The sequence below is a fragment of the Micromonospora deserti genome, from assembly GCF_003236335.1.
Classification (GTDB): Bacteria; Actinomycetota; Actinomycetes; order Mycobacteriales; family Micromonosporaceae; genus Micromonospora; species Micromonospora deserti.
In genome coordinates, this window is record NZ_POUB01000076.1 from 1 (window position 1) to 22,260 (window position 22,260).

General features: G+C 69.5%; 26 protein-coding genes, 1 tRNA gene and 1 pseudogene. 9 read left to right on the top strand and 19 right to left on the bottom strand.

The genetic code is table 11. The annotated features are described in order from the left end of the window. The 3 genes from C1I99_RS13425 to C1I99_RS13435 form a co-directional block, all read left to right on the top strand. A partial coding sequence (locus tag C1I99_RS13425; RefSeq protein WP_267897493.1) for a proton-conducting transporter transmembrane domain-containing protein occupies positions 1 to 505 on the top strand: 505 nt, incomplete at its 5' end. 121 nt (positions 506 to 626) lie between these two features. Then, positions 627 to 1,502, top strand: coding sequence for a zinc metalloprotease HtpX (htpX, locus tag C1I99_RS13430; RefSeq protein ID WP_111134559.1), 876 nt, complete (start codon positions 627 to 629; stop codon positions 1,500 to 1,502). 142 nt (positions 1,503 to 1,644) lie between these two features. Further along, the gene (locus tag C1I99_RS13435; RefSeq protein ID WP_111134545.1) at positions 1,645 to 2,904 is read left to right on the top strand and encodes an MFS transporter; all 1,260 of its coding nucleotides are present in this window, start codon (positions 1,645 to 1,647) and stop codon (positions 2,902 to 2,904) included. Positions 2,905 to 3,180: 276 nt separating this feature from the next. On the opposite strand, the gene C1I99_RS13440 is transcribed toward C1I99_RS13435, so the two are convergent. Further along, positions 3,181 to 3,675 carry a YajQ family cyclic di-GMP-binding protein gene (locus C1I99_RS13440; protein ID WP_111134546.1) on the bottom strand — a complete coding sequence of 165 codons (495 nt, stop codon included), beginning with the start codon at positions 3,673 to 3,675 and terminating at the stop codon, positions 3,181 to 3,183. Positions 3,676 to 3,828: 153 nt separating this feature from the next. Between C1I99_RS13440 and C1I99_RS13445 the strand changes: the two genes are divergently transcribed. Both C1I99_RS13445 and C1I99_RS32300 read left to right on the top strand, forming a co-directional pair. Next, a tRNA-Tyr gene (locus C1I99_RS13445) sits at positions 3,829 to 3,912 on the top strand. 155 nt (positions 3,913 to 4,067) lie between these two features. Further along, positions 4,068 to 4,571, top strand: coding sequence for a hypothetical protein (locus C1I99_RS32300; protein ID WP_146603951.1), 504 nt, complete (start codon positions 4,068 to 4,070; stop codon positions 4,569 to 4,571). Here the strand turns inward: C1I99_RS32300 and C1I99_RS13450 are convergent. From C1I99_RS13450 to C1I99_RS13505, 15 genes are all read right to left on the bottom strand, one after another. Next, a complete protein-coding gene (locus C1I99_RS13450) occupies positions 4,560 to 5,972 on the bottom strand; it encodes a tyrosine-type recombinase/integrase (protein ID WP_111134547.1) in 1,413 nt (470 codons plus the stop codon). The two genes, C1I99_RS32300 and C1I99_RS13450, sit on opposite strands and share 12 nt — an antisense overlap. Continuing rightward, positions 5,969 to 6,169, bottom strand: coding sequence for a helix-turn-helix transcriptional regulator (locus C1I99_RS13455; RefSeq protein ID WP_111134548.1), 201 nt, complete (start codon positions 6,167 to 6,169; stop codon positions 5,969 to 5,971). Before C1I99_RS13455 ends, C1I99_RS13450 begins: the two co-directional genes overlap by 4 nt. After that, entirely contained in the window at positions 6,166 to 6,333 is a 168-nt protein-coding gene (locus C1I99_RS33310) for a hypothetical protein (RefSeq protein WP_199562106.1), read from the bottom strand. Before C1I99_RS33310 ends, C1I99_RS13455 begins: the two co-directional genes overlap by 4 nt. Before the next feature lie 366 nt (positions 6,334 to 6,699). Further along, the gene (locus C1I99_RS13460) at positions 6,700 to 8,298 is read right to left on the bottom strand and encodes a YfjI family protein (protein WP_111134549.1); all 1,599 of its coding nucleotides are present in this window, start codon (positions 8,296 to 8,298) and stop codon (positions 6,700 to 6,702) included. Continuing rightward, positions 8,295 to 9,068 (bottom strand): DUF6884 domain-containing protein, encoded by a 774-nt coding sequence (locus C1I99_RS33315; RefSeq protein WP_199562107.1) that lies wholly within the window; start codon positions 9,066 to 9,068, stop codon positions 8,295 to 8,297. Before C1I99_RS33315 ends, C1I99_RS13460 begins: the two co-directional genes overlap by 4 nt. Then, on the bottom strand, positions 9,065 to 9,967 hold the full coding sequence (locus tag C1I99_RS13470) for a bifunctional DNA primase/polymerase (RefSeq protein WP_111134550.1): 903 nt from the start codon (positions 9,965 to 9,967) through the stop codon (positions 9,065 to 9,067). Before C1I99_RS13470 ends, C1I99_RS33315 begins: the two co-directional genes overlap by 4 nt. Positions 9,968 to 9,979: 12 nt before the next feature. Next, the gene (locus tag C1I99_RS13475; protein ID WP_111134551.1) at positions 9,980 to 10,234 is read right to left on the bottom strand and encodes a hypothetical protein; all 255 of its coding nucleotides are present in this window, start codon (positions 10,232 to 10,234) and stop codon (positions 9,980 to 9,982) included. Continuing rightward, the gene (locus C1I99_RS13480) at positions 10,234 to 10,527 is read right to left on the bottom strand and encodes a hypothetical protein (RefSeq protein WP_111134552.1); all 294 of its coding nucleotides are present in this window, start codon (positions 10,525 to 10,527) and stop codon (positions 10,234 to 10,236) included. Before C1I99_RS13480 ends, C1I99_RS13475 begins: the two co-directional genes overlap by 1 nt. Continuing rightward, positions 10,524 to 10,772 carry a hypothetical protein gene (locus tag C1I99_RS13485; RefSeq protein WP_111134553.1) on the bottom strand — a complete coding sequence of 83 codons (249 nt, stop codon included), beginning with the start codon at positions 10,770 to 10,772 and terminating at the stop codon, positions 10,524 to 10,526. Before C1I99_RS13485 ends, C1I99_RS13480 begins: the two co-directional genes overlap by 4 nt. A gap of 142 nt (positions 10,773 to 10,914) precedes the next feature. Then, entirely contained in the window at positions 10,915 to 13,131 is a 2,217-nt protein-coding gene (locus tag C1I99_RS13490) for a cell division protein FtsK (RefSeq protein WP_111134554.1), read from the bottom strand. A 90-nt stretch (positions 13,132 to 13,221) separates the two neighbouring features. Further along, positions 13,222 to 13,371, bottom strand: coding sequence for a hypothetical protein (locus tag C1I99_RS33320; protein WP_199562108.1), 150 nt, complete (start codon positions 13,369 to 13,371; stop codon positions 13,222 to 13,224). A 35-nt stretch (positions 13,372 to 13,406) separates the two neighbouring features. Then, a complete protein-coding gene (locus tag C1I99_RS34600) occupies positions 13,407 to 13,541 on the bottom strand; it encodes a hypothetical protein (protein WP_267897494.1) in 135 nt (44 codons plus the stop codon). 94 nt (positions 13,542 to 13,635) lie between these two features. Next, on the bottom strand, positions 13,636 to 14,556 hold the full coding sequence (locus tag C1I99_RS13495) for an ABC transporter permease (RefSeq protein ID WP_111134555.1): 921 nt from the start codon (positions 14,554 to 14,556) through the stop codon (positions 13,636 to 13,638). After that, positions 14,553 to 14,927 carry an RRQRL motif-containing zinc-binding protein gene (locus tag C1I99_RS13500; protein WP_111134556.1) on the bottom strand — a complete coding sequence of 125 codons (375 nt, stop codon included), beginning with the start codon at positions 14,925 to 14,927 and terminating at the stop codon, positions 14,553 to 14,555. The genes C1I99_RS13495 and C1I99_RS13500 overlap by 4 nt, the downstream gene beginning before the upstream one ends. Beyond that, positions 14,927 to 15,169 carry a DUF6284 family protein gene (locus C1I99_RS13505; protein WP_233512490.1) on the bottom strand — a complete coding sequence of 81 codons (243 nt, stop codon included), beginning with the start codon at positions 15,167 to 15,169 and terminating at the stop codon, positions 14,927 to 14,929. The genes C1I99_RS13500 and C1I99_RS13505 overlap by 1 nt, the downstream gene beginning before the upstream one ends. Positions 15,170 to 15,511: 342 nt before the next feature. On the opposite strand from C1I99_RS13505, the gene C1I99_RS13510 reads away from it, so the two are divergent. The 3 genes from C1I99_RS13510 (at position 15,512) to C1I99_RS13520 (ending at position 18,429) form a co-directional block, all read left to right on the top strand. Next, complete coding sequence (locus tag C1I99_RS13510; RefSeq protein WP_199562109.1) at positions 15,512 to 15,925, top strand: helix-turn-helix domain-containing protein; 414 nt, start codon at positions 15,512 to 15,514, stop codon at positions 15,923 to 15,925. 73 nt (positions 15,926 to 15,998) lie between these two features. Beyond that, positions 15,999 to 17,486: a helix-turn-helix transcriptional regulator gene (locus C1I99_RS33965; RefSeq protein ID WP_233512491.1), complete on the top strand. Its 1,488-nt coding sequence runs from the start codon at positions 15,999 to 16,001 to the stop codon at positions 17,484 to 17,486. Position 17,487: 1 nt separating this feature from the next. Further along, positions 17,488 to 18,429, top strand: coding sequence for an NAD-dependent epimerase/dehydratase family protein (locus C1I99_RS13520; RefSeq protein ID WP_111134557.1), 942 nt, complete (start codon positions 17,488 to 17,490; stop codon positions 18,427 to 18,429). A gap of 27 nt (positions 18,430 to 18,456) precedes the next feature. Here the strand turns inward: C1I99_RS13520 and C1I99_RS32305 are convergent, their stop codons facing one another. Continuing rightward, complete coding sequence (locus C1I99_RS32305; protein WP_146603952.1) at positions 18,457 to 19,410, bottom strand: hypothetical protein; 954 nt, start codon at positions 19,408 to 19,410, stop codon at positions 18,457 to 18,459. Then, the gene (locus C1I99_RS32310; protein ID WP_146603953.1) at positions 19,400 to 19,879 is read right to left on the bottom strand and encodes a DUF6932 family protein; all 480 of its coding nucleotides are present in this window, start codon (positions 19,877 to 19,879) and stop codon (positions 19,400 to 19,402) included. Before C1I99_RS32310 ends, C1I99_RS32305 begins: the two co-directional genes overlap by 11 nt. 227 nt (positions 19,880 to 20,106) lie before the next feature. Here C1I99_RS32310 and C1I99_RS32315 point away from each other — a divergent pair, with 227 nt between their 5' ends. Continuing rightward, positions 20,107 to 20,307, top strand: coding sequence for a hypothetical protein (locus tag C1I99_RS32315; protein ID WP_146603954.1), 201 nt, complete (start codon positions 20,107 to 20,109; stop codon positions 20,305 to 20,307). A gap of 572 nt (positions 20,308 to 20,879) precedes the next feature. Here C1I99_RS32315 and C1I99_RS13530 read toward each other — a convergent pair. Then, positions 20,880 to 22,114 (bottom strand): annotated as a pseudogene (locus tag C1I99_RS13530) (IS256 family transposase). Positions 22,115 to 22,260 lie beyond the last annotated feature (146 nt).

A 22,260-nucleotide genomic window follows, 5' to 3' on the forward strand; every position in this document is an offset into this window, starting at 1 on the left:
CACCGGCGACGCCCGCACCGCCGCGTACGCCGCCGCCGTGGCGTACGCCGTCTTCTTCGTGGTACTGGAACTGGGGGCCTTCGCGGGTGTGGTGGCGTTGCGCCCGGCGGACGCGGACGGCGGCAGCCTCGACGACCTGCGCGGCGCGGCGCGGCGGCAACCCTGGCGGGCGGCGGCGTTCGGGCTGGCGCTGGTCGGGCTGGCCGGCCTGCCGCCGGGCCTGGCCGGGCTCTTCGCCAAGGTGACCGTGGTCCGCTCGCTGCTGGACGGCGGCGCCGGCTGGCTCGCCGTGGTAGTGGCCGTGAACGCGGTGCTCGGCCTCGCCTACTACCTGCGCGTCACCGCCGCCCTCTGGGCCGTCCCGACGGCCGCGACGCCGACCGCCCCCGTCCCGGCGACCGCCGTCCCGGGCGGGATGGTCGGCGTGGTCCTGGCCACGGCGACGGCCGTCGCCCTGGTGATCGGCGTCGCTCCGCAGCTCGTGCTCGACCTCGCCGCCCGCTGACCCGGAGCCGGCTGGTCACGCTCCCAGCGAACTCACAGCCATGAGGCGGATGGTTGAGGGGTACCGGTGTTGTTGAACCGGTCAGCGGATCCCGCACGATCCGTGCACCGAAGGAGTGACCGTGCATCACAACCGTCTCAAGACCGCCGCGCTGCTCGGCCTGCTCACCTCGCTGATCCTGGCGGTGGGCTACTGGTTCGGCGGCAGTGGCGGCCTGGTCATCGCCGTCGTCGCGTCGCTGCTGATGAACGGCGTCACCTATTTCTACTCCGACAAGCTCGCACTGCGCTCGATGCGGGCGCAACCGGTCAGCGAGGCCCAGTTCCCCGAGCTGTACCGGATGGTGCGCGAGCTCGCCACCGAGGCGGGCCAGCCGATGCCCCGGCTCTACGTGAGCCCGACGTCGCAGCCGAACGCGTTCGCCACCGGGCGGAACCCGCAGAACGCGGCCGTCTGCGTCACCCAGGGGATCACCGAGATCCTCGACTACCGCGAGCTGCGCGGGGTGATCGGGCACGAGCTGTCGCACGTCTACAACCGGGACATCCTCATCTCCAGCGTGGCCGCCGGCCTGGCCGGCATCATCACCCTGCTGGCCAACATCGCCTGGTTCATCCCGCTAGGCGGTGGCGACGACGAGGACGCCCCGAACCCGGCGGTGCTGCTGCTCACCATCATCCTGGGCCCGATCGCGGCGACGATCATCCAGCTGGCGATCAGCCGGAGCCGGGAGTTCCAGGCCGACGAGTCGGGCGCCCGGCTGACCCGGGACCCGCTGGCCCTGGCCAGCGCCCTGCGGAAGATCCACATGGGCACCCAGCGCCGGCCGCTGCCGGCCCAGGGGCAGCTCACCAGCACCGCCCACCTGATGATCGACAACCCGTTCCGGGGCGGCGGCGTGGCCGCGCTCTTCTCCACCCACCCACGGATGGAGGAGCGGGTCGCCCGCCTGGAGCGGATGGCGGCCAGCGCCGGCCCGGTACGGTTCCAGCGCTGACCCACTGATCACCGACCGCGCCCGCGTCCGGTTCGCCGGACGCGGGCGCGGCCGTGTGCGCGGGCACAAACCGGTTCTCCGGCGCGGGCGCGGGCGTTAGGGTCGAAACGTCTCCCGCCCATTACACCCCTGGAGGTTCACGGTGGCCGCACTGCGCCAGTACCTGGGCGTCTGGCGGATCCCCGGCGCGCCGATGCTGCTGATCACCGGCATCATCGGCCGGCTCGGGATCGGCATGACCCCGCTGGCGCTGCTGCTCGTGGTCGAGCAGGTCACCGGCCGCTACTCCCTCGCCGCCGTCGCCGGGGGCATCTACGCCCTCTCCGGCGCCGCGCTCAGCCCGGTCGCCGGGCGGATCGCCGACCGGATCGGCCCCAGCCCAGTGCTGCTCGGCACCGCCGTCGCCCACCCGCTCGCCCTGTTCGGGCTGCTCTGGGCCACCCGCACCGGGGCAGCCAGCCTGGCGCTGGTCCTCGTAACGGCGGGCGTGGCCGGGGCCACCTACCCGCCGCTGACCGCCGCCATCCGCGGCGCCTGGAACGACCTCACCTCGCCCGCCTCCGGCCGGTGGCACCTGCGCAACACCGCGCTGGCCGCGGAAACCACCCTGTTCGAGACCGTCTTCGTGCTCGGCCCACTGCTGGTCGCCGGGTTCGTGCTGGTCGCCGACGCGGCGGCGGCCCTGGTCGGCGCGGCGGTGGTCACCCTCCTCGGGACCACGGCGGTGGCGCTCGGGCGGGTGATGCGCGGCTGGCGCCCCCACCCGCGCGAGCACCACGCCCGGGGGCTCGGCCCGCTGCGGGTCGCCGGTTTCCCGGCGCTGCTGCTCTGCGTCGCCAGCCTCGGTATCGCCTTCGGCGCCGCCGGGGTGATCGTGCCCGCATTCGCCTCCGACTACACCTCCGACGACCCGGACAGCCTCGCCGGGATCCTGCTGGCCGTCTGGGGTGTCGGCAGCGCGCTGGGCGGAGTCTGGTTCGGTGTCCGCAAGCCGGCGCGGAACATGACCCGCCAGTTCTCCCTGCTGCTCGCGGCGGTGGCGGCCAGCTTCGCCGTCTTCGCGGTGATGCCCACCCCGGCGGCGCTGGGCACCGCGCTGGTGATCGGGGGCGCGACGATCGCACCCGCGCTCACCCTGGAGAACACCCTGATCGGGCGGATCTCCCCGACCAGCATGCTGAACGAGGCGTACACCTGGGTGGTGACCATGTCGGTCGGCGCGAGCGCGGCAGGCGGCGCCATCGCCGGCCTGATCGTCGACCACGCCGCCGGCGTGTCCTGGGCGTTCCTCTTCGCCGGGAGCGCGGTCGCCGTCGGGGCCGCGGTCGCCGGCCTGCCCGCCGGCCCCATCGCCCGCGCGGAGACCTCCGCGGTACGCGCCGACGAGCCCGTCCCCGTCTGACCGGCCGCGGTACCCCCGGCATGGTCTGAATCCGCCGTCGGGCGGGTACCCGGAGGGCATGTTCGTCTTCTTCTCGAACCGGGTGGGCTGCCTGGGCTCGCTGCTGATCAGCGCGATTCTGACGGTGATCCTGCTGCTGATCTTCGCCCGGTAGTCGGTGGCCGGCCGCCGTGGCCCAGCCGGCCCGCCGGTGGCCGCGGTGCCGGTGGGAGGGCCGACCGGTCTGCGGGCGGGGTAGGGTCGGCCGGCCCGGTGGTCCGGACCGGCCGATCGCCGTCAGCGGTAGTTGGTGAACTGGAGGGCGACCCCGAAGTCCTCGCCCTTGAGCAGGGCGATGACGGCCTGGAGGTCGTCCTTCTTCTTGCCGGTGACGCGCAACTGGTCGCCCTGGATCTGCGCCTGGACGCCCTTCGGGCCCTCGTCGCGGATCTTCTTGCTGATCGCCTTGGCCTTGTCCGAGTCGATCCCCTGGATGATCTTGGCGTCGACCTTGAAGACCTTGCCCGACGGCCGCGGGTCACCGGCGTCCAGGGACTTCAGCGAGATGTTCCGCTTGACCAGTTTCTCCTTGAAGACCTCCAGCGCGGCCCGCACCCGCTCCTCGGTCTCCGCCTGGAGGCTGATGGCCTCCTCGCCCGACCAGGAGATCTCGGCGCCGGTACCCCGGAAGTCGAACCGCGTCGCGAGCTCCTTCTCCGCCTGGCGGAGGGCGTTGTCGACCTCCTGGCGGTCGACCTTGCTCACGATGTCAAACGACGGGTTCGCTGCCATACTCATGCTCCTGCTGTCCGGCGGTCTGTGGTCCTATGTCCCCCGCTGACCAGCGGTACGACCCCCTGACGGTACCCGCTTGCACCTGTGCCGGGGACAGCCGCTATCCTTGCAGTCGCCGCCGCGTCGCGACCCGGTGCGGTGTGGTGCCCTGGCGGGTTGCCCGAGCGGCCAATGGGAGCGGACTGTAAATCCGTCGCGAAAGCTTCAGAGGTTCGAATCCTCTACCCGCCACCAGGTGCACGAAGAGGCCCCTGACCAGCGTGAACGCCGGTCAGGGGCCTCTTCTGTGAGTCTCGCTTGGTCCCGCTCCAGCCCGCTCGATCTCGTTGGCCGTGTCGTATACGTGTCGCCGGCCCGGACGACTTGCTAGGGGGCGGCACCATGAGCCTGTGGCATGGGAGTGGTTGTCTCCGGTGACGACCGGGGCCGTAGGTCTCGCGGGCATCTTCGGAAGTGTGTGGACGGCGGCTTCCGCTCGCAGGAGCCAGGAGCGGGTTCTAGGTCACCAGCTTGATAGTGAGGCCCGCCGCCAGCTTCGGATGGACAAGCAAGCTCTTTACATTAAGACCCTCGATGTCTTTACAAGTGCGGTCGAGTTGTCCATCCGACGAACATCGCTTGAGGGTGAAGCTGAACAATCCTCTGAAAAGCGGACCGAGATTCTTGAACTGCAAGACAAGCAACTCTCTCATTTCATGGCGATTGGTCGATTTCGCTCCGAAATCGCCCTTCTGGCCGGTTCGGCTATGTCGGCTGAGTACTCGAAGGCGGTCGACGCAATAGGCGAGTTCACGAGGCAAGGGCAGAAGGGCGACGTGAAGCAAGTGACACTCGCACTCGCCGGCCTGACCATCGCTATGCACAAGGACCTAAGGCATGGCTTAGCCAGTTGAAGGGGCATGCCTCACCTCTCTCAGGGCCGCCTCGATTCGTCGGCGGGCGGCTTCCTCCTGGCCGTAAACGCACTTCGCGTAGACCCGCATGAGGACGTGCACGCTGTGCCCGGCCCACTCGGCGACCTGGGTAGCGGGCACCCCGGCGTTGAGCCAGAGCGACACGGCGGCGTGCCGCAGGTCGTACGGTCGCCGGGCCAGCGGTGAGCGCTGCTGTGCCGGGGTGAGCACCTTTGCTCGCGCGTCGCGCCACGCCTTTCCGTAGGTGTTGTTCGGGATCGGCTGGCCGGCGGTCGGCACGTACCGGCCACCGGGGCCGCGTCGGGTGACGAACAGCTTGCCGTTCGATCCGGGCGGGTACTCCTTGACGTGGCGGTCGAGCAGCCGCGCAAGCGGCGGCGGCACCGGCACATCTCGCGTGGCCGACTTTGCCCGGTGCTTGAGCCCGCGATCCTCGGCCGTGTCGTCACCGTCGCCCCAGTCTCGGCCGACGGCCACGGTCGAGCCGGTCAGGTGCAGTACGCCCCACCCGTCAGGCTCGGCGGGCCGCTCGTACTCGTCTTCGCGCAGGTGAAGAACCTCTTCAGGGCGTAGGGCGGCGTGATACATGCATCCGAAGAACGCTTCCAACTCAGGCTTAGTACGGCCCACCTCGGCGAGCAGTGTTCGCGCCTGATCGGGGTTGACCACCGCTCCCCGGTCGATCTCATCGGCCGTCTTCGGGGCAGCCCAGCTCACCAGGGCCATCGGATGCGTGTCGAGTAGTCGCAGCTCGACGGCGTACTTGAGAGCGCCGGAGAAGACTGCCCGCTTACGGGCAATCGTGCTCGCCGAGGCGGGGGCACCATCCATCCGGAGAGCGAGCGTGTCGAGCGCCTTCCGCACCAAGGCGGCGTCGGCGACCGCCGTCAGATCGACGGTGTTCGCCTTGAGCCAGCGCACGACGGCGGCCAGGTGAACGGGCGGGTCGCCAGCGTCGCGGCGAGCCTTGTTGAACACCCACCCGTAGAGCGCGGCCCGTAGAGCCTTGTCGCTGGGTACGCCCCGGTCCGTCGATAGCAGAGCCGGTGTGACGGTGGCCAGCGTCTCGGCGATGCCCTTACGGTGCTTCGCCGACGCGCGGGGCCACTTCATGTCGACGTAGGCCACTGCGTGCTCGTACCACGAACGGGCGTTGAGTGCGCGGGCCATGGGCTCGGGCAGTCCGCTGGCCTTGTCGAACGCGACGCCTTCCCGCTGCGACACCACCAGCTTTGACCGGAAGCTCTCGGCTAGGGCGCGGGTTGCGAACGTCTTCCGGAACGGCTCGCCCGCCACCTTCCAACGGACAACGTATGAGTAGCCCTTGGTGAGTTGGTTCTTGAGGATGCCGTGTACGCGTACGTCGTAGGTGCTGCTCATGCTGCCTCTTCGTGGTCGTTGAGCCAGTTGTCCAGGTCGCGGCGGCGGACGTACAGGCTGCCGTTCGGGTACTTGATCGTTCGGGGTGCGCGGCCGGTGGCCTTCCAGCGGAAGAAGGTCGACCGGGGTACGCGCAGTTCGTCCAGGACTTCGGCGAGGGAAAGCAGGTTCCCGGTGGGGGTTCGGCGGCTGGTCATGGGCGGGTGTCCTCCCTCGGGGTGGCATGGAGGTAGATGCGCTGGAACAGCGGGGATCGGCGGTCGGGGTAGGGGCGGCTGACCTGGTGGATGTGCAGCACGCGGGCGATGGCGTCGAGCGCTGCGGCTGTTTCAGCGGGGGTGCCGTGCAGCCTGATTCGCACGGTGAGGGCCTTCCGGTCGGCGCGGGTCGCGTGTGGAGGGTCGGCTAGGCGATGCGGCAGGAGGGCGTAGCGCGGCCCGCCGAGAGCGCCGTAGAGGCAAGATCCGGGGCGTCCTGGTGTAGGCGTAGGGCCTGGCGCTCTCGGGGGGTCTCAGCGGGCCGTTTCCGGGGCGGTCGGCCCGGCGGTCGATGCCGACACTCGGCGGCGGGAGGCCGGGAAGCGCTGACACGCTGACAGCAGGGCTTGCTAGTGACGTTTCCCCAGGTCAGCGAGGGTGCGAAGTGTCAGCGGGGTGCGCTGACAGGCGCTGACAGCGCTGACACCTCACGGGCGTCGGCGGGGATTGTCAGCGCCTGTCAGCACCTGTCAGCACGGGCCGCTGACACCTTCCCGGGTGCTCTGAGCTGCGGAAACGTCGCCAGTCGCGGCGATTGTCAGCGTGTCAGCGCTTCCGGGGTCCCCTCCGGCGGCGCGGGGGTGCAGCTCGTAGCGGCCGTCCGGCCCGTTGCGGACCCACCCGAGGGCAATCAGCTCGTTGAGCACGGCGGTCACCTCGTCGGACTTCGGCAGCTTGCGAGCTACCCGGCGGTGCGCCTCCCGGCGGGTGAACGTGGTCATGCCCTTGCTGGTGAGCACCCCGAGCACGTACCGGGCGTTCTCCATCGCGGCGTCGCTGCCGATCGTGGTGAGCGCCGCCCGGTAGTGCGCCGCGAAGAACTCCGCCAGCCTCACCGCGTCGGCCGTTCGGTCGGCGTCGATGGGGCGTCGCCACGCGTCGGCGGGGTGGTGGGCGACGTGCAGCAACCCGGCCAGGCGCAGCGTTGCGCCGGAGAGCTTGTTGCCCCATTCCCGCATGTCGTGCAGCGTCCCGCCGGGGCGTAGCTGTGCCTCCACCTCCTGAGCGGCGGCCAGCCGCACCCGCCCGGCCTCGGGGGTGAGGGTGACCACGGCGGGGTCTTCCCATTCGGCGAGGGTGGCGGCCAGGTCGTGTACCCGGTGCCGGTAGCCGGCCGTCACCGCCTCGGGCACCGGCTCCGTGTCGACCAGCCGGTATCCGGCGAGGGATTGGGGTAGGGCGAACAGGAACCGGGCCGGCAGGCCGCGCCCGGCGAGGTCGGCGTTCCCGCCGAATTTCCGCAGCACGGTCGGTTGCGCCATGACGCACACGGTCAGCGCGGGTTTGTCGACTGAGGCTCCCTCGCGGGTCTGCCGTTCGTTGCTCATCGGCTGCCCCGCATGGCCCTTGAGGTAGGGGTCAAGGTTCGGGGCACCGGAGTACCTGCCGGCGAGGGTGTCGAAGATCCCGCCCTCATCCGAGATGATCGCCATGCGTCCGCCGTTGGCGGCCATCAGGCCGATGAGGGCTTCCGGGGTGGCGTCATCAACGATCAGCCGGGGCAGGCCAGGAACGGTGATCGCCTCGGCCGCGATAGCAGCGGCAACGGCCTCGGCGGCGGCCTCGTCGCGCTTGCCCGGGTCACTGGCTTTCGCGGCTTGGGTCTTGGCCTGCTCGGCGTGCCGGTCGGCGATGTCCCGCAGCGCCGCCGCTTCCGCGATCCGAGGTCGCATCGCTTCACCGAGCGTCGACTGTGCGGCGAACAGCGGCGCGGTCATCGCCCGATGAACGGGTGACTTCCGCTCGCCGGGGCCGGCGATCACAGCGGCGAACACGTTCACCGGTTCCCGCCACCCGCCGACCGGCTCCACCTCCAACCGGCCGCCCGCGCACGCGGACAGCACGGCGACGGCGAGGGTGCCGGCCATCGCGGGGTCGGTCTGGGTGAACCGGGCGACGCCGGTCACCATGTCGCCCAGCCACGCGGGGAACACGTCGACCGGGAACGGCGGCGGCGCGGTGCTCGGCCCGGTCAAGGGCACTGGAACATCCCACAGCGGGCCGCCGCTGGCCGGTGGTGCGTCGGTGGCTTCCGGATCGGTGACGAGGTGAAGGCGGGCGGGCGTCATGCGGCACGTCCTTCCGGTATCGGGGCGGTGCAACGGGGATTGGTGACAACCGGGGTTGTCGGCTCGTGCGCCAGCTCGGCGAGCACGGCCATCTGTTCGGGCATCCCGCGCGTGCCGTCCAGGGGGCGGCGGGCGTGCGGCCAGACGGCGGATACCGGGTCGGCGTAGTCGCGGCCGGCGAGCACGGTCACGGTGCCGGCCACGTCGATGCCGAGGCGGCGTGCTTGCGCGTACAGGGTCGGCGCGGTGACGGCACCGGGTTGGCCCATCCGCACGTCGTACGGCTCGATCACGGTGTCTGGGGTGAGCAGCCCGTAGCGGGCGGACAGGATGAGCAGCCGCCCGCCGATCCGGTCGGCGGCGCGGCGGCAGGCGCGGTGGTAGCTGCCGGTGTACATGAGTCCGGCCGGCGCGGGCCGGTCGAGCTTCGCGCTGCCACACGGCACGATCACCACCGCGTCGTCGCGGCCCATCACGCTGCGGCGCATCCGAGCGTTGACCGGGTCGGCGTATGCCTTGCTGGCAGCCTGCCGGGTGGTGCCCGTCGCCCGGCCGACCTCGGCATACGACCATCCGTCGTTGAGCACGAGGTCCACTGCGATCCACTCTCGGGCTTCCCGGCACGCGGCCTCCATCGCGGCCAGCGCGGCGAGGATGTCCGAGGGCGTCCGGGTGGCGGCCAGCGCGGCGGCGTGGTCGGTGACATGTGCGGCTGCGGGGTGGAGCTGGGGCGCGCGGTGACAACTGCGGTTGTCGTCAGGCCGGGTCACGCGGCCACCTGCCGGGGTCGCTTGCTGCCGGCGGCCAACCCGGATCGGATGGTGCGGTACGCCTCGGCGCAGCTCAGCCCGCCCGTCACGCCCGCCTGTTCCAGCACGCTTTGGGCCTCGTCCTCGGCGACCGCGCCGCCCGCCACGAGCTGCCCGAGCGCCACCGCCGCGATGTACAGCGTCCGGTTGCGCTCGCCGGGCGGCGCGGTGGTCACCCGGTCGGCTTCCCGGCCGATCGCGGCCCGTACGTACGCGCCGCTGCGGTCAGTCGGCAGCGACACCACCACCGGCCGCTGCGGCGGAAGCGGCGCCGGAACCAACCGGGCAGCCAGCCATCCCGGCAGGGGCGCGGGCTCGGTATCCAGGTCGACCCGGTAGGGCCGACCGGCCACGGTGCTGCCGGCCGCGACCACGTAACCGCCGTGGGCGCGGGTGTCGACCAGCGGGCCGAGCGTGCCGGCGGTGTTGCGCAGCGGCGGTCCGTCGTAGGGGTGGCGGTAGTAGAGGTGGGTGCCGCCCCGCCCGGTGGTCACGGTGTATGTCGGTTCGATGCCGGCGGCGTGTGCGGCGGCCATGTCGGCGAGGGTGTCCAGCCCGGTCGGGCCGGTGGTGTCGTTCTTCGGGGCGTCGAGGTCGACCACCACGAGCCGCGATGGGCCGCAGGCCAACCCGATGCCGTAGGGGCGGTGCGTCCACGCTCGGCGGATGCGGTCGGGATCGGTGGTGGCACGGGGCTCCCACCCGAGGTGGTGCCCGGCGGTGCGGCAGCGTGGGTCGCGGCCGGTGCAGTCGTCGGCGGGGTGGTCGGGGAACGCGGGTCGCTTGTCGTCGGGGCGTAGCGGGAAGACGTGCCAGCCGCGTTCGGCGTGTGCGATCGCGGCGGTAAGCAGGTCAGACATGAGTGCTCCTGTTCAGGCGGGGCGACGCAGAGCGCGGGCGGCGGTGAGGTCGATCAGCTCGCCTCCGGCGTCGGTGCCGGTGTCGAGGGCCGGACGGTGCCGACCGGCGGCGGTGGCGACGGCCAGCCGCAGGTAGAGGCGGTAACGGCCGACATCAACACCGCCCATCGGCCACCGCTGGCCCTGTTGGATGACGTGCCCGAGGTCAGCAAGGGCGGCAACGGCGGCGTCCAGTTCGGCGCGGGTGCCGGTGAGCCACGCCTCCATCAGCCGGCCCGCCTCGGTCGAGGCCGGGCGCTGATCGCGGCGCGGGTCACGGCGTGCCGCAGGTCGCCGAGCAGCCCGACCAACTGCCGCCGGGCGGCCAGCTCGGACGGCGCGAGCGCGACCCTGACGCGCACCTCGGCGTGCTCGCGGCCAGCGGCGGTGCGCACCCGCACCAGCACCGCGCGGGAGCGGCCGGCGACATCCACGATGATTTCGTCAGAGCGGTGCTCGCCGAGGCCGCATCGGTGGTCCTTGCCGCACCACTCGGTGTGGCCGGCGGCGTGGCGGTTCATCGGTTGGCCTCGGCCCGCAGCCGGTGGAAGTGGTTGTAGACGCGGCGGCCGGTGCGCAGCCGGTGGCCTCGGTCGCAGCGCCGGCAGGCACGCGGCCGACGCAGGACGCGGGTGGTGATGCGGCCGGTGCCGGCGCACCGCTGACACGGTTTGACGGGCTTGACCCAGCACAGCCCGGCATAACCGAGCGTGATCAGGACGGGGATCGTGGCGAGGGTGATAGCGGCGGTCAGGTGGGGGTTCACAGGTGCCTCCTGGGCCGGTTTTTGGGTGCACGGGGCCGTGAGCTGCTATCTGCTAGGTCGCAGCTCATGATTCGGATCGGGTGCTAGCGAGGGTGCTAGCGCTAGCAGGACGGGCCGCTAGCGCTAGCACCCTCGCGGCGGGTTAGCCGGCGGACCGCTTCCGGTCACGCTCCGCGATCGCGGCGAGCACGTCGGGGTGCTTGATGCCACGCCGGGTGGTGGCCTTGCCGTCGATGCGCCGCCCCACGTCGCCGACCTTCACCAGCGGGTGCGGCTTGAGCGCGGTGGTGAGCTGCGCGGCCTCCCACCCGCCGTACACGTCGGGTCGCAGTTCGGCCAGCAGCGCGCACAGCGTCTCGTTCCACACCGCCTTCTCGTCACCCGGCCAGATCTGCGCCAGGTCGCCGAGGACATCCGCGACCGGGGCCACGTCGCGGGTCTGCTCGTCCAGCTTCGGCAGCGTCCCCGCCGTGGTCCGCAGCGCCACCGCACGGGCCACGATGCGGGCGGCGGCGGTGGTGTCGACGTAGAACGACCGCACCGCCGACGCCTTCGCGCCGAACCCCCGCAGGATGCCCCACCCGGCCTCCACCACCGGCTGGAAGACCGTCGCCCGGTAGCCGTTCTTGTAGGCCGAGGTGCCAAGGATCATGTCGTTGGCCGTCTGGTCGGCCACGGAGAGGCAGAACCGGGAGTTGACGTTGCGGGTGATGCCGGTCGGCAAGCTGTCCTTGTCGGGGATCTGCGTACCGATCAGGATGATCACGCCCAACGCGCGGCCGAGCTTGATGACCTTTTCCAGGATCTCGCCGGCTTCCTTGCCGTACTTGCTGGTCATCAGCTCTTGCAGCTCATCGAACCAGGCCACGAGGGGGTGAAGGCCGGACCCCTTGAGCGACGCCAGTTCCGGGGTGACCTTGTTCTCGGGTGCCTTGCCCAGCCTCGCGTAGTGCTCGATGCGCTTGGACCGGCGGCGGCACTCTTCGTACAGCCACTCGATGAAGGCGAAGCAGCGGGCGAGGGTGTCGTCATCGAAGCCGTTGCCGTACTCGGCCATGACCGACTCAAGTACCGCGAAGTCCCCGACACCCTTCAACTCGTAGCCCCGGATCTCGGTGCGCGCGTCGAGGGCTGCGGCCAGGATCAGATCGCGCAGCGCGAACGTCTTCCCGGATCCGGGCTGCCCGCCGAAGAGGTAGTTGCGGAACATCAGGTCAACCGCGACGGTGTCCAGTCGGGGCGTGGTGGCGATCGGGAACGCCTTGAACACGTCGACCTTCGCCGAGTCGGACAGCAACGGCCACGCGGGTTGCTTCATCTGCGACGCCGGCTCATAGCCGACCCACAACGCCAGACGCCCGGTGTGGCCGGGTGCCGGTTCGGGCCACACCTGATCCAGCGGCAGCCGCATCGCCGAGGCGAGCCGACCGCGCCGGGCGACGACCTCGGCGGCCTCTACTCCATACGGGAGATCGACCACGGCCAGGTGGCCGGGGCCGTCGCGGTGGATGTCGACCGGGAAGCTGATCGCCTTCGGGTCCTTGGCGACCGCGCTGTTGATCGCGGCCATCTGCAACGAGGTCAACGCCCGCCGCACCAGCTCGGCGGTCAGCTTGCGGTACCGGGTGCCCTCGGTGACCCGGTCGGTGAGCGGCTTGTCCGCCGGTCGGCCGAGGGTGGCCAGCAGCGGCACCACCACGGCGAGGGCGACCCACCGCCACCACGGCGGCCCGAGGGTCAGGACGATCGCCCCGGTCACGGTCGCGCCGGCACCGGCGGCGAGCACCCACCACCGCCACACGCTTTGGCGCTGCCGGCGGGCGTCGAGCTTGAGCCACACGTCCGCCTCACCACGGGTCGCGGCGGCCTGCCGCAGGTGCCAGTTGCCCTCTTCGGCGCTGGCCCAGTGCAACGCCCGACCGAGGCCGCGGAACAGCCCGACCGGTGCCCACACAGCGGTTTTCGCCGCGTACTTCGGCAGCCGCACCGCGTGGTACGCGGTCACGTAGCCGGCATCCTTCGATTGGTGCCGCGCCGCCGCACGCAGGCCGCGCCACGAACGCGCCCACTCGGCCAGGATCGGCCGACGCTCCCGCTGCCGGGCGAGCACCTCCGGCGGGATGTCCTCGGCCGCGTCGACCAACCCGCCGAGGCGCTCGGGGCCGTCGTCGACCGTCTCGGCATCCGCGCCGTCGTCCTCGGCGGTGTCGTCGTCGGCCGGCGGGCGGGGGCGCGGCACCCGGCGGGCGCGGGCGTCGTCCAGGTCGACCACCTCGGCATCCGGGCCGCCGGTGGTGGGGTCGGTTAGGTCGTTCTCGGCGGCCTGCCAGTCGAAACGGTTCTCATCAGGGGCAGTCATGATGGGGGTTCCTCCAACGGTCGGGAGATCGGTAGGGGGCCGGCGGCGCGGCGCGGGTTGGTAGCCAGGTGGCCGCGCCGCCGGGTGGGGTCAGGGACGCGGCGGGCGGGTCGCGATGGCGGTCACCGCGAACGCGACCGTGCCGACCGCGTGCAGTACGCGGCTGGTGGTGTCGTCGGCGGTGAACATGAGCACGAGGTTGGCCAGGGCCAGCGCGTTGAACAGGTGCCAGATACGCATCGGTCGGGGTGTCCTCTCCGGGGGTGAGGTGCGGGCTAGCGGCTGCTGGTGGGCGGGCAGTCGTCGCAGGTCGTGGGCGGTTTGGCGTTGCCCCACAACGTGGCGTAGTGCTTGCCGCAGGGCAGCAGGACGGTTCGGGAGTGCGCGGCAGCCGCGCGGCGGGGGATCATGTGTTTCTCTCCCTGATGTCTGCAAGACGGGTGGGCAGGGGACCGGCGGCGCGGCGCAGGTTGGGAAGCCGAGTGGCCGCGCCGCCGGGCGGCGCTAGTCGTGCGTGCGAACGAGGTGCGCGAGGGCGGCACCCATGCCAAGCACCGCGACCGGCAGGCAGGCCACGGCGGTAGTGATCCACCAGGGGGCCGAGGTGACTCCGGCGGCCTCCAACAGGTGGTAGGCGACCTGGCCGAGCGCGCCGATCGCGAGGGAACCGAGGGCGGACCACTTGGCGAACCGGCGTGCACGCTCGGGCACCCGCCCGGACAGCCACACGTAGAGCGCGTACGCGCCGTACGTCTCGACCCCGATCGGGAGCGTGATCGCTGAGTTGATGGAGAAGCTGTCCCAGATCCCGGGTAGCGGGTGCACGATGCCGAACCCGGTGAGTCCGCCGAGGCCGACCCACCCGGACCAGATCGCGACGAACGCCGGTAGCGCCAGCAGCACCACCGGCCACACCACCGCCGACCGGGCCGGCGCGGGCGGGGCAGGCGTGTCCGGGTGACTGACCGGCGTGACCTCGGCGACCGGCTCGGCGGTGGAGATCTCCGGCGCGGGGATCGGGTCCGGCTCGGCCGGCGGCGTGGGCTCGGGCATGACCGGGGTCGGCAGCGGGTCCGGGGCGACACCGGCGAGCAAGTCGCGGGCCGTCTCTCGCAGGTAGCCCGGTGCGGTCGGGTCGGCCGCGACCCGGCGGGCCGCGTCGGCGACATCGGCGTCAGTCGCGCCGCCGGTCCCACCCCGAACGAGGTTGTACTCCTGAGCGGCGAGGCGCTCCCGGACCGTCTCCGCCTCCGCGATGAGGCGGGCTCGCAGCTCGTCGGCCTTCGGGGCACCGATGCGGAACTCACGCATGAGCCGGTTGCGCGACGGAGGTCCGCCGAGCTTCACGAAGAGCAGCCGGGCGGCGGGTAGCAGCTCGTCGACGGGCTGCGGGTACTTGGTGCCGTTGATGGCAGGGGCGGTCATGCTGCGTCCTCCTGGGGGAAGGCGCACGCGAGGCATTCGCCCAGCGAGCGCGGGATGAAATACGGCCGCACCTGGTGGCAGGTGCGGCAGGTGCGGCGGGCCGTCAGTGCCTTGCCGATCGCCGCGCGCTGCGCGGGGGTCGCGGTGCGCTTCGGCGCGGCCAGGTCGACCCGGTACAGGTACGCGGTGCGGGTGCCGCCGACACCACGCCAGAGCACCTGAGCGGCGATGGGCTGACCACCGGGGCGAAGGCCGGCGGCGGTCAGTTGACGGCGGGTGGCGTAGCCGGGCGGGGCACCCCTCCACCAGTACGTGGGGATTCCGAACCGCGCCCCGTCCGGATCGAAGTAGGCGGCGCGGATGCGCGACATCAGGCCGCGCGGCGCGGGTCGGTCCGGGCGGTCGTCTCGGCGGCGCGGGTGACGCGGGCCTCGGCCCGGCGCAACCGCCGCCAGTCCAGCGCGGTCGGGCCGCCGTGGTCCTCGGCGTAGAGCAGCGTGATCTCGGCGTCCAACAGGTCCAGCTCGGCCGCGATCAGCGGCCACTCACGGTCGATCGCGGCCAGGTCGGCGACGGTCGGCTCGGCGGTGATGAGGGCAAGTCGGTTCCGCACGGGAAACCTCCGGGAAGTCGTTGCAGCGGGAAGTCATGCAGTGCGCGCACCCGCTTCACTCGCTCCGCTCGCCGGGACCTACCGGGGTCGACCACCGTGTGGCTCAAGGCAGAGATGCTGCTCAGCGGCGCTACGCGCACTCATTCCTGTCGCTGTGGAGTTAAGAAATAACGACCTAATCCGGCGATCCATGGGCGTACGGCAACTACGTGCCGCCGTTCCCCGGGCCATCCGGCCGGCATAGCTGATTTCAGCGCTAAAATTAGCGCTGATGTTGTGCGGTGTCAACGAGGTGGGAGGACTAGGATCAGCGGATCAAGCAGTCAGACAGGGAGGCATCGGGTGGAGGATTGGCAGGCTGTGGCCAGCGCAATCAACGGCCGGATGGCCGATTTGCCGCTGTCACAGCAGGAGTTGGCCGAGCGGTCCAAGGTGTCGGTTGCCACCCTGCGTGAGCTGCAAAAGGCGACCGCGACCCGCAAGCGGTCGGCGCGCACGCTCGCCGCGATTTCTCAGGCACTCGGCTGGCCGGACGACTACCTTCGTGCCGTGCTGACCGGGGCCACGCCGCCGAACAGCGGTGGGGGAGTAGGGCGGGCGGACAGCTCGTCGCTGGTACTCGCGCGGCTGGACCAGCTTCACGCCGAGGTGCGGCGGCTCGCGGATGCCGTAGAGCGGATGGCGGTCGATGTCGGTCATGGCGATAAGGACACCAGTTCCGACCGCGCATCCGAACGCCGTTCACCAGCCGGGTAACCGTCGTCCACTAGGCATCGACTAGGCGCGGTTGCGCATCGGCGGATGCCTACGCCAGCGAAGGAGGGCCGTTGTGCCTGCTCACGCCAGGGATGCCACCCCGAATCTCGCGCTGTACAACCTCCGCGATGCGGCGGGCGAGACTCAGCAGGACGTGGCGGATGGGTTGAACCGCCTGGGGGTGGCGCGCGGGAAGAGACTGGCCGTAACCGCCAATCAGGTCAGCAGGTGGGAGCGGGGGATCACGTACCCGTCCGCGCTCTACCGGCAGCTCCTTGCCGAGCACTTCGGCGTCTCTGTGCAAGACCTTGGACTTACCAGGCAGCGCGTCACGCCCCAACAGCGCGACAGTCCCGAGAACGATTCCGGAGGTTTCGCGATCTACCAAGATCCGGCGTCTCACCCGCAGGCCGAGGACAGCCAGGAAGAGTGGCGAGCGGTCCGGCGGAAGCTGAACATTCATCGGGTGCAGCTCGCCCGTGAGGCGGCACGTCTCTACGACGTAGAGCAGCGTGTAGGTGACAGCGGCTTGATCGCGGCGTCGCAATGGTTGCTGTCGACCCCGATCGAGTTGGCACGGTTCGGAATTGGGCTCGCCCCGGAGGGAACCGCGCCCCTCGTCACCGGGACCGAGGACGCTGCGGCCGGCGTACGGCCGTTGGCGTCGGACGGGCGGCGACACCAGCGCTACAGCCTCGCCCTGCGGGATGTTGAACAGCCCCGGCTCTTTGAGAACCGGCTCGCGTGGCACCTCGCGGGAGTCGACTGGAGCCAGCCCGACCGTGCACTCACGTTCACTACCGGCACGTACTTCGGCGGTGTTGATGTCTCGGAAGCGCTCGCGCACGAAATGGCCATGTACCACGTTGCTGGCGATGGGAGCGGCATCCTGCCGGCGTCCTGGCGAAACCTGGGCTTCCGGCGGCTCGTGGGCGACCCGTTCACGCCCAGCCGTCGACCGACAGCGCCGTCAACCGACACGCTCACCCTGCGGGTAGACGACGACGGAGCGTCCTTCGTGCTGCACAACCGCGCAGCCGGCAACGTGGCCGTAGCCGGGGGAATGCTGCACATCATGCCGGCGGGAGTGTTCCAGCCATCGAGCGTCTTGCCTGCCGCCCAGGTAGCCGACTTCGACCTATGGCGCAACATGATGCGGGAGTACAGCGAGGAATTCCTCGGCAGCGCTGAGCACGGCGGCGACGGTGAACCGGCGGACTACAGCGCGGAACCGCTGGGGGCCTTCGACCGCGCGTTAGCGTCCGGCGGGGTGCGGGTCTTCTGCCTCGGAGTCGCGCTCGACGCACTCACCCTGTGGGGCGAGATTCTGACCGTCGCTGTGTTCGACGGTCCCACCTATGACCACCTGTTCGCCGACATGGTCGACTCCAACGCTGAGGGAACCGTGGTCAAGACCGGGCGGGTACGGCCAACCTCGGCGTTGCCGTTCACCCGGCACACCATCGACGAACTGACCGCCAGCGGGCGGCTGGCACCGGCGGCGGCCGGATGCCTTGAACTCGCGTGGGAAAACCGCCGCACGATCCTGGGGAGAAGCTGACGTGCACGTACTGGTAACTGGTGGCCTGGGATTTCTCGGCCGCGCCGTAGCCCGCGACCTGCTTGCCGCCGGTCACCGGGTCACGGTCATGACCCGGGGTCGCGGTGACCGAACCGCACCGTCCGGCGTCGAGCTGGTGACGGGAGACATCCGGGACCGCGCACGGGTCGCTGAGATTGTCCAGGAGGGCGGGTACGACGGAGTCGTACACCTTGCTGCCTTGACCAGCGGGCGGGACTCGTTCGCTGACCCGCTGGGTTACTTCGACGTCAACGCGGCCGGCACCCTGAATCTGCTCATGGCCCTAGACGCCGCACGGACGAACACCGCGCCGGCCTCTCTGGTCTTCGCCTCCACCAACATCGTCTACGGGTCGCAGCACCACGGCGCACTGTCCGAAGACCTCGACCCGCACCCCGAGAGCCCGTACGCGGCGTCCAAGGTCGCGGCTGAGCACATGGTCGCGGCATATGCGGCGACCGGAGCAATCGGCGCGGTCATCCTCCGGCCCTTCAACATCGCCGGGGCCGTCGATGGCGTTACTGATACCGACCGCGCGCGGATCATTCCGAACGTCTTCCGCGCGACCACCGGAGAACTTGACCACGTCACCCTTAACGGCGACGGGGCGGCGGTGCGGGACTTCGTGCACGTGGCCGACGTCGCCACCGCAGTCCGGCTTGCCCTGACCGCGTGCACCCCAGGCATTAGCCAGACCATCAACATTGGCTCAGGCATTGGAACGAGCATGGCCGCCGTGGTGGCCACCGCCGAACAGATCACCGGCCACCCGGTGACTGTTCAACGTCAACCTCCTAAGCCTGAACCGCCGGAGCTGATCGCCGACGTCAGCCGCGCCCACACCGTTTTTAGCTGGACTCCAGCAAGGTCCAAGCTGAGCGAGATCCTTGCGGATGCCTGGGAGGCATGGCCCCGTCCCTAGCTCCTGCCGCTCGCGGCGCGGCCCACGTCATTCAGATGCGGGCACATCATTGGCATGTGCTAGAACGACGAGGCGATAGCTCCTTCTCTCAGTGCCGGTGACGATTGAGCGAGCAGTCGTTACCTCAAACGTGCCCTGGACCCTCTGCGTGAAAAACTGGCCCAGCTCTGGGACCAACTCATCGATGACGGAGGCAGTTATAACCTTGCCGTCGTCCATTTGTAGCTCAATCCGGTTCCGGATATCGCTCACGGTTCCTAGGCGACCCTCAATGATTGTCTGCTCTTCGGTTAGATGATTTCTATCCAGGACGTCGCCGAGTCGTTGCGCAATCGGTTTGCTGAAAACTGCATCCCGTGTGTCTGAACCTGGCTTCTGCCATGAAATAGCAGCGCTCATGCCAGTATCGGCGACAACACGTGAGAGATCCGATAGGTGTTTGAATGCTCGGGCACCCAATGGCAGGACGGCGTCCACGATCGGTTCCTCATCGAGCCCCCCGTTGTTTACCAGGCCGATTACATCGAGAACGCGGGTAACAGATTCATCCAAGATGTCAACCGAATCGCCGATTCCAGGGATCTCCCGCTGTGTCCCATGCTGCTCGGGGCCCTTCAGCACTGCGCCGAATGAGCCAGGAAAAGTAGCGGCGAGGCGGAGCGCCGTGGCTTCACGCAGCGGCCCTGGTATTGCCGCCCGCGTTGTAATCTTCCCGACGATAGCTTGCGCAATAGATGAGACTGACTCTTGGAGGGAGGAAAGAAGTCGAGAAAGCGCGTCCACCCGCACTTCGTGACGCGTTACCGGGTTTCCCTCTAGCCGCAGTTCCAGAACCGAGCGAGCGGGCTCCCGTAAATCAGCCTGCATCTGAGCTAATCCTCGGGCACCGAGCGAGAAGCTGAAGGAATCACCGAAGGCAGACGCTTCGGCTAGTGGCTCGTCCAACTCGGCCGGAGTGAGCGGCGTAAAGTCACTGGCCATCCTTCACCTCCAAGATTCCTTTAATGAGCGTATCGTCCTCGCGTACTCCAGTGAAAAACTTTAGCCACTTTCCCGCCATTTTACGCGCGGCTGAGCTTCGTGGGTCGCCGGGGGGCACCACGGGCGAAAAGAAAGAGTCGATTCCCCATCGATCCCGCGTCTCGTGACCGTCAAAAAGACTATCGAGTAGCATCTTCTTTCCTGGCGAAAGGCGGTCTACGTCGTCCGCCATGAGAAAGGTGACTACGTCGACATCGCGGGGGTTCTCCTTGTGGGTGGCAAAGCTGCCATCGATCCACTGGTGTTGGATCGGCGCAATCCCGGATATGGCCTCGCGGTGTTGAAGCCATCGTTCAAATAGGGACCGTCTGGATCTTGATCCAGGGAAGGATTCGACAAAAGACGAACGAAACTCGTCGATTGTGACGATGTGTCGACCCGGAGGCAGGTAGCCATTCGGACCCAACATGCAGCCGTCCTTCCCAGGCACCCCCGCTTAGGCGCGTGCCCTCGATGTGACTGTGCGTCTCGCCATCCTCTCGTTGCGCTCCCTGTCTGGCATCCACCGATTGGTCAACACGCGGACAGCCCGACCGGCAACGCCTTCGCCCTCAAGCTCTTCCATTGGCTTCCATTACCCCGCTAGGGTCGTGACCCGATCGGCTGGCGGTAGGGAACTGGACCAAGGGAGTGGACTTGGCAACTCGACGGGTGCTGTCCTGGCTGCCGGTGGGCTGGTCGGTGGTGGCTGTCCTGTGTCTATGGCTGACCATCGCTACGGTGCTTGATCCGGACGGGCCGTGGTGGGTGCCCTTGACCTTCGCCGGATGCACAGTGGTGGCTGCAGGCAGCGTGCTGGCCTGGCTGCTTGAACGCCGCCGCCGCAATCGACCGTAGGTCATCGGTGCAAGATCGCGAGGATCTGTGTCGCATGCGTGTCGTCGCACTCATGTTGATCAGAATTTGTGCTGGTCAAAGGCTTGGCCGTGGCGCTCTGTAAATCCGTCGCGAAAGCTTCAGAGGTTCGAATCCTCTACCCGCCACCAGGAGCACCAACGGCCCCTGACCAGCAGGAACGCTGATCGGGGGCCGTTGTCGTTTGTCTGGCGGAGTCCGGCTGCGTCCAGCCGTTGACGACTGGTTGTGGGCAGATCGAGGGCGGGTCGATCTTGCCTTTGAGGGCATCTCTGAGGCTGCGAATGCTGGTGCCGGTGAGGGATTCCGGGCCGGCGCGGGCCGTGCGTGCAGCGAGCGGCTGAGGGCTCCGCGCTGTGGCGTGGTCGGCTGCGGGAGATAGGCCGAGGGCAAGCCAGTCCCGGGGTTGGACTGGCGCGGCAGTCGGAAGCCCTGACCCTCGATCAGGCCGATCCGTTCGGCTTCCGTACGGCCTGGCCGTGATCGGCCGCTTCGTGGAGGTCACGTCCGCGCGAGTGGTGTAGGAGACGGCCATCGCGGGATCCGGTCTGATGCTATGCGGCGATCGGGGTCGGCTCGGTGTGGTTGGTGTCGTGTGGGTCGGTGTCGACGGTGATCATGCGGGCCTTGGTCAGTAGTTCCAGGCCCATGTAGCGGCGGCCTTCGGTCCACTCGTCGGTCTGCTCCGCTAGGACAGCGCCGACGAGGCGGATGATCGCCGGCCGGTTCGGGAAGATGCCGACGACGTCGGTGCGGCGGCGGATCTCCTTGTTCAACCGCTCCTGCGGGTTGTTCGACCAGATCTGACGCCAGATCTCGCGCGGGAAGCCGGTGAACGCGAGGAGATCATCGCGGGCCGTGTCGAGGTGCTCTGCCGCAGCGGGGAACTTCGCCTCTATCGTGGCCACCACCCGATCGAACTGGGCGCGGACGGCATCGGCGTCGGGCTGGTCGAAGATCGTCCGCACCAGGGTGGCGATCCACGGCTGCGCCGACTTCGGCACCTTCGTCAGCAGGTTGCGCAGGTAGTGGGTCCTGCAGCGCTGCCACGAGGCTCCTGGCAGGGCAGCACCGATGGCCTGCACCAAACCGGCGTGAGCGTCGGAGATGACCAGGCGGACCCCCGTGAGGCCGCGGGCGGTCAGCGACCGCAGAAATGCCAGCCAGCCGGCCCCGTCCTCGTCGGAGGCCACGTCCAGACCCAACACCTCGCGCTGGCCGTCGGCGTTGACTCCCACGGCGATCAGCGCGTGGACGTTGACCGTCCGACCGGCCTCGCGCACTTTCATCGTCAACGCGTCCATCCACACGAACGTGTAATGCCCTGAGTCCAGCGGCCGGTTGCGGAACGCCTCCACCTGCGCATCCAGGTGCGCGGCCATCTCCGACACCTGCGACTTCGACAACTGCCGGATCCCGAGCTGTTCGACCAGCTTCTCCACTCGCCGCCGAGCAGATACGACGTCGCCACGACCGACACCAGGGCCTGCTCAGCCCGCCGCCGGTGGGTCAGCAACCAGTCCGGAAAGTACGAGCCGGAACGCAGTTTCGGGATCGCCAGGTCGATCGTCCCCACGCGGGTGTCCCACTCCCGCAGCCGGTAACCATTGCGGGAGTTCACCCGCTCATCGCTGCGCTGCCCCCAGGCGGCACCACAGACCGCATCCGCCTCGGCGGACATCAACGCCTGCGCGAACGTGCGGATCATCGCCTGCAACACGTCCGGCGACGCGACCTCGATCTGCTCGCGCAGCAGCTCAACAGGGTTCACACTCTCAGATACGGCCATCGCGTTCCTCTCCTTCAATGAGCCTTTTCCAAGCTGATCTTGCAGCTCGGGACGGGTGCGGCAGGCCTGGTGATCGATGGGTGCGAGGCTCCAGGTAGGACAGCTGTCGACCAAGACTCGAAGCCCCGACCGGGAGCCTCGCCATG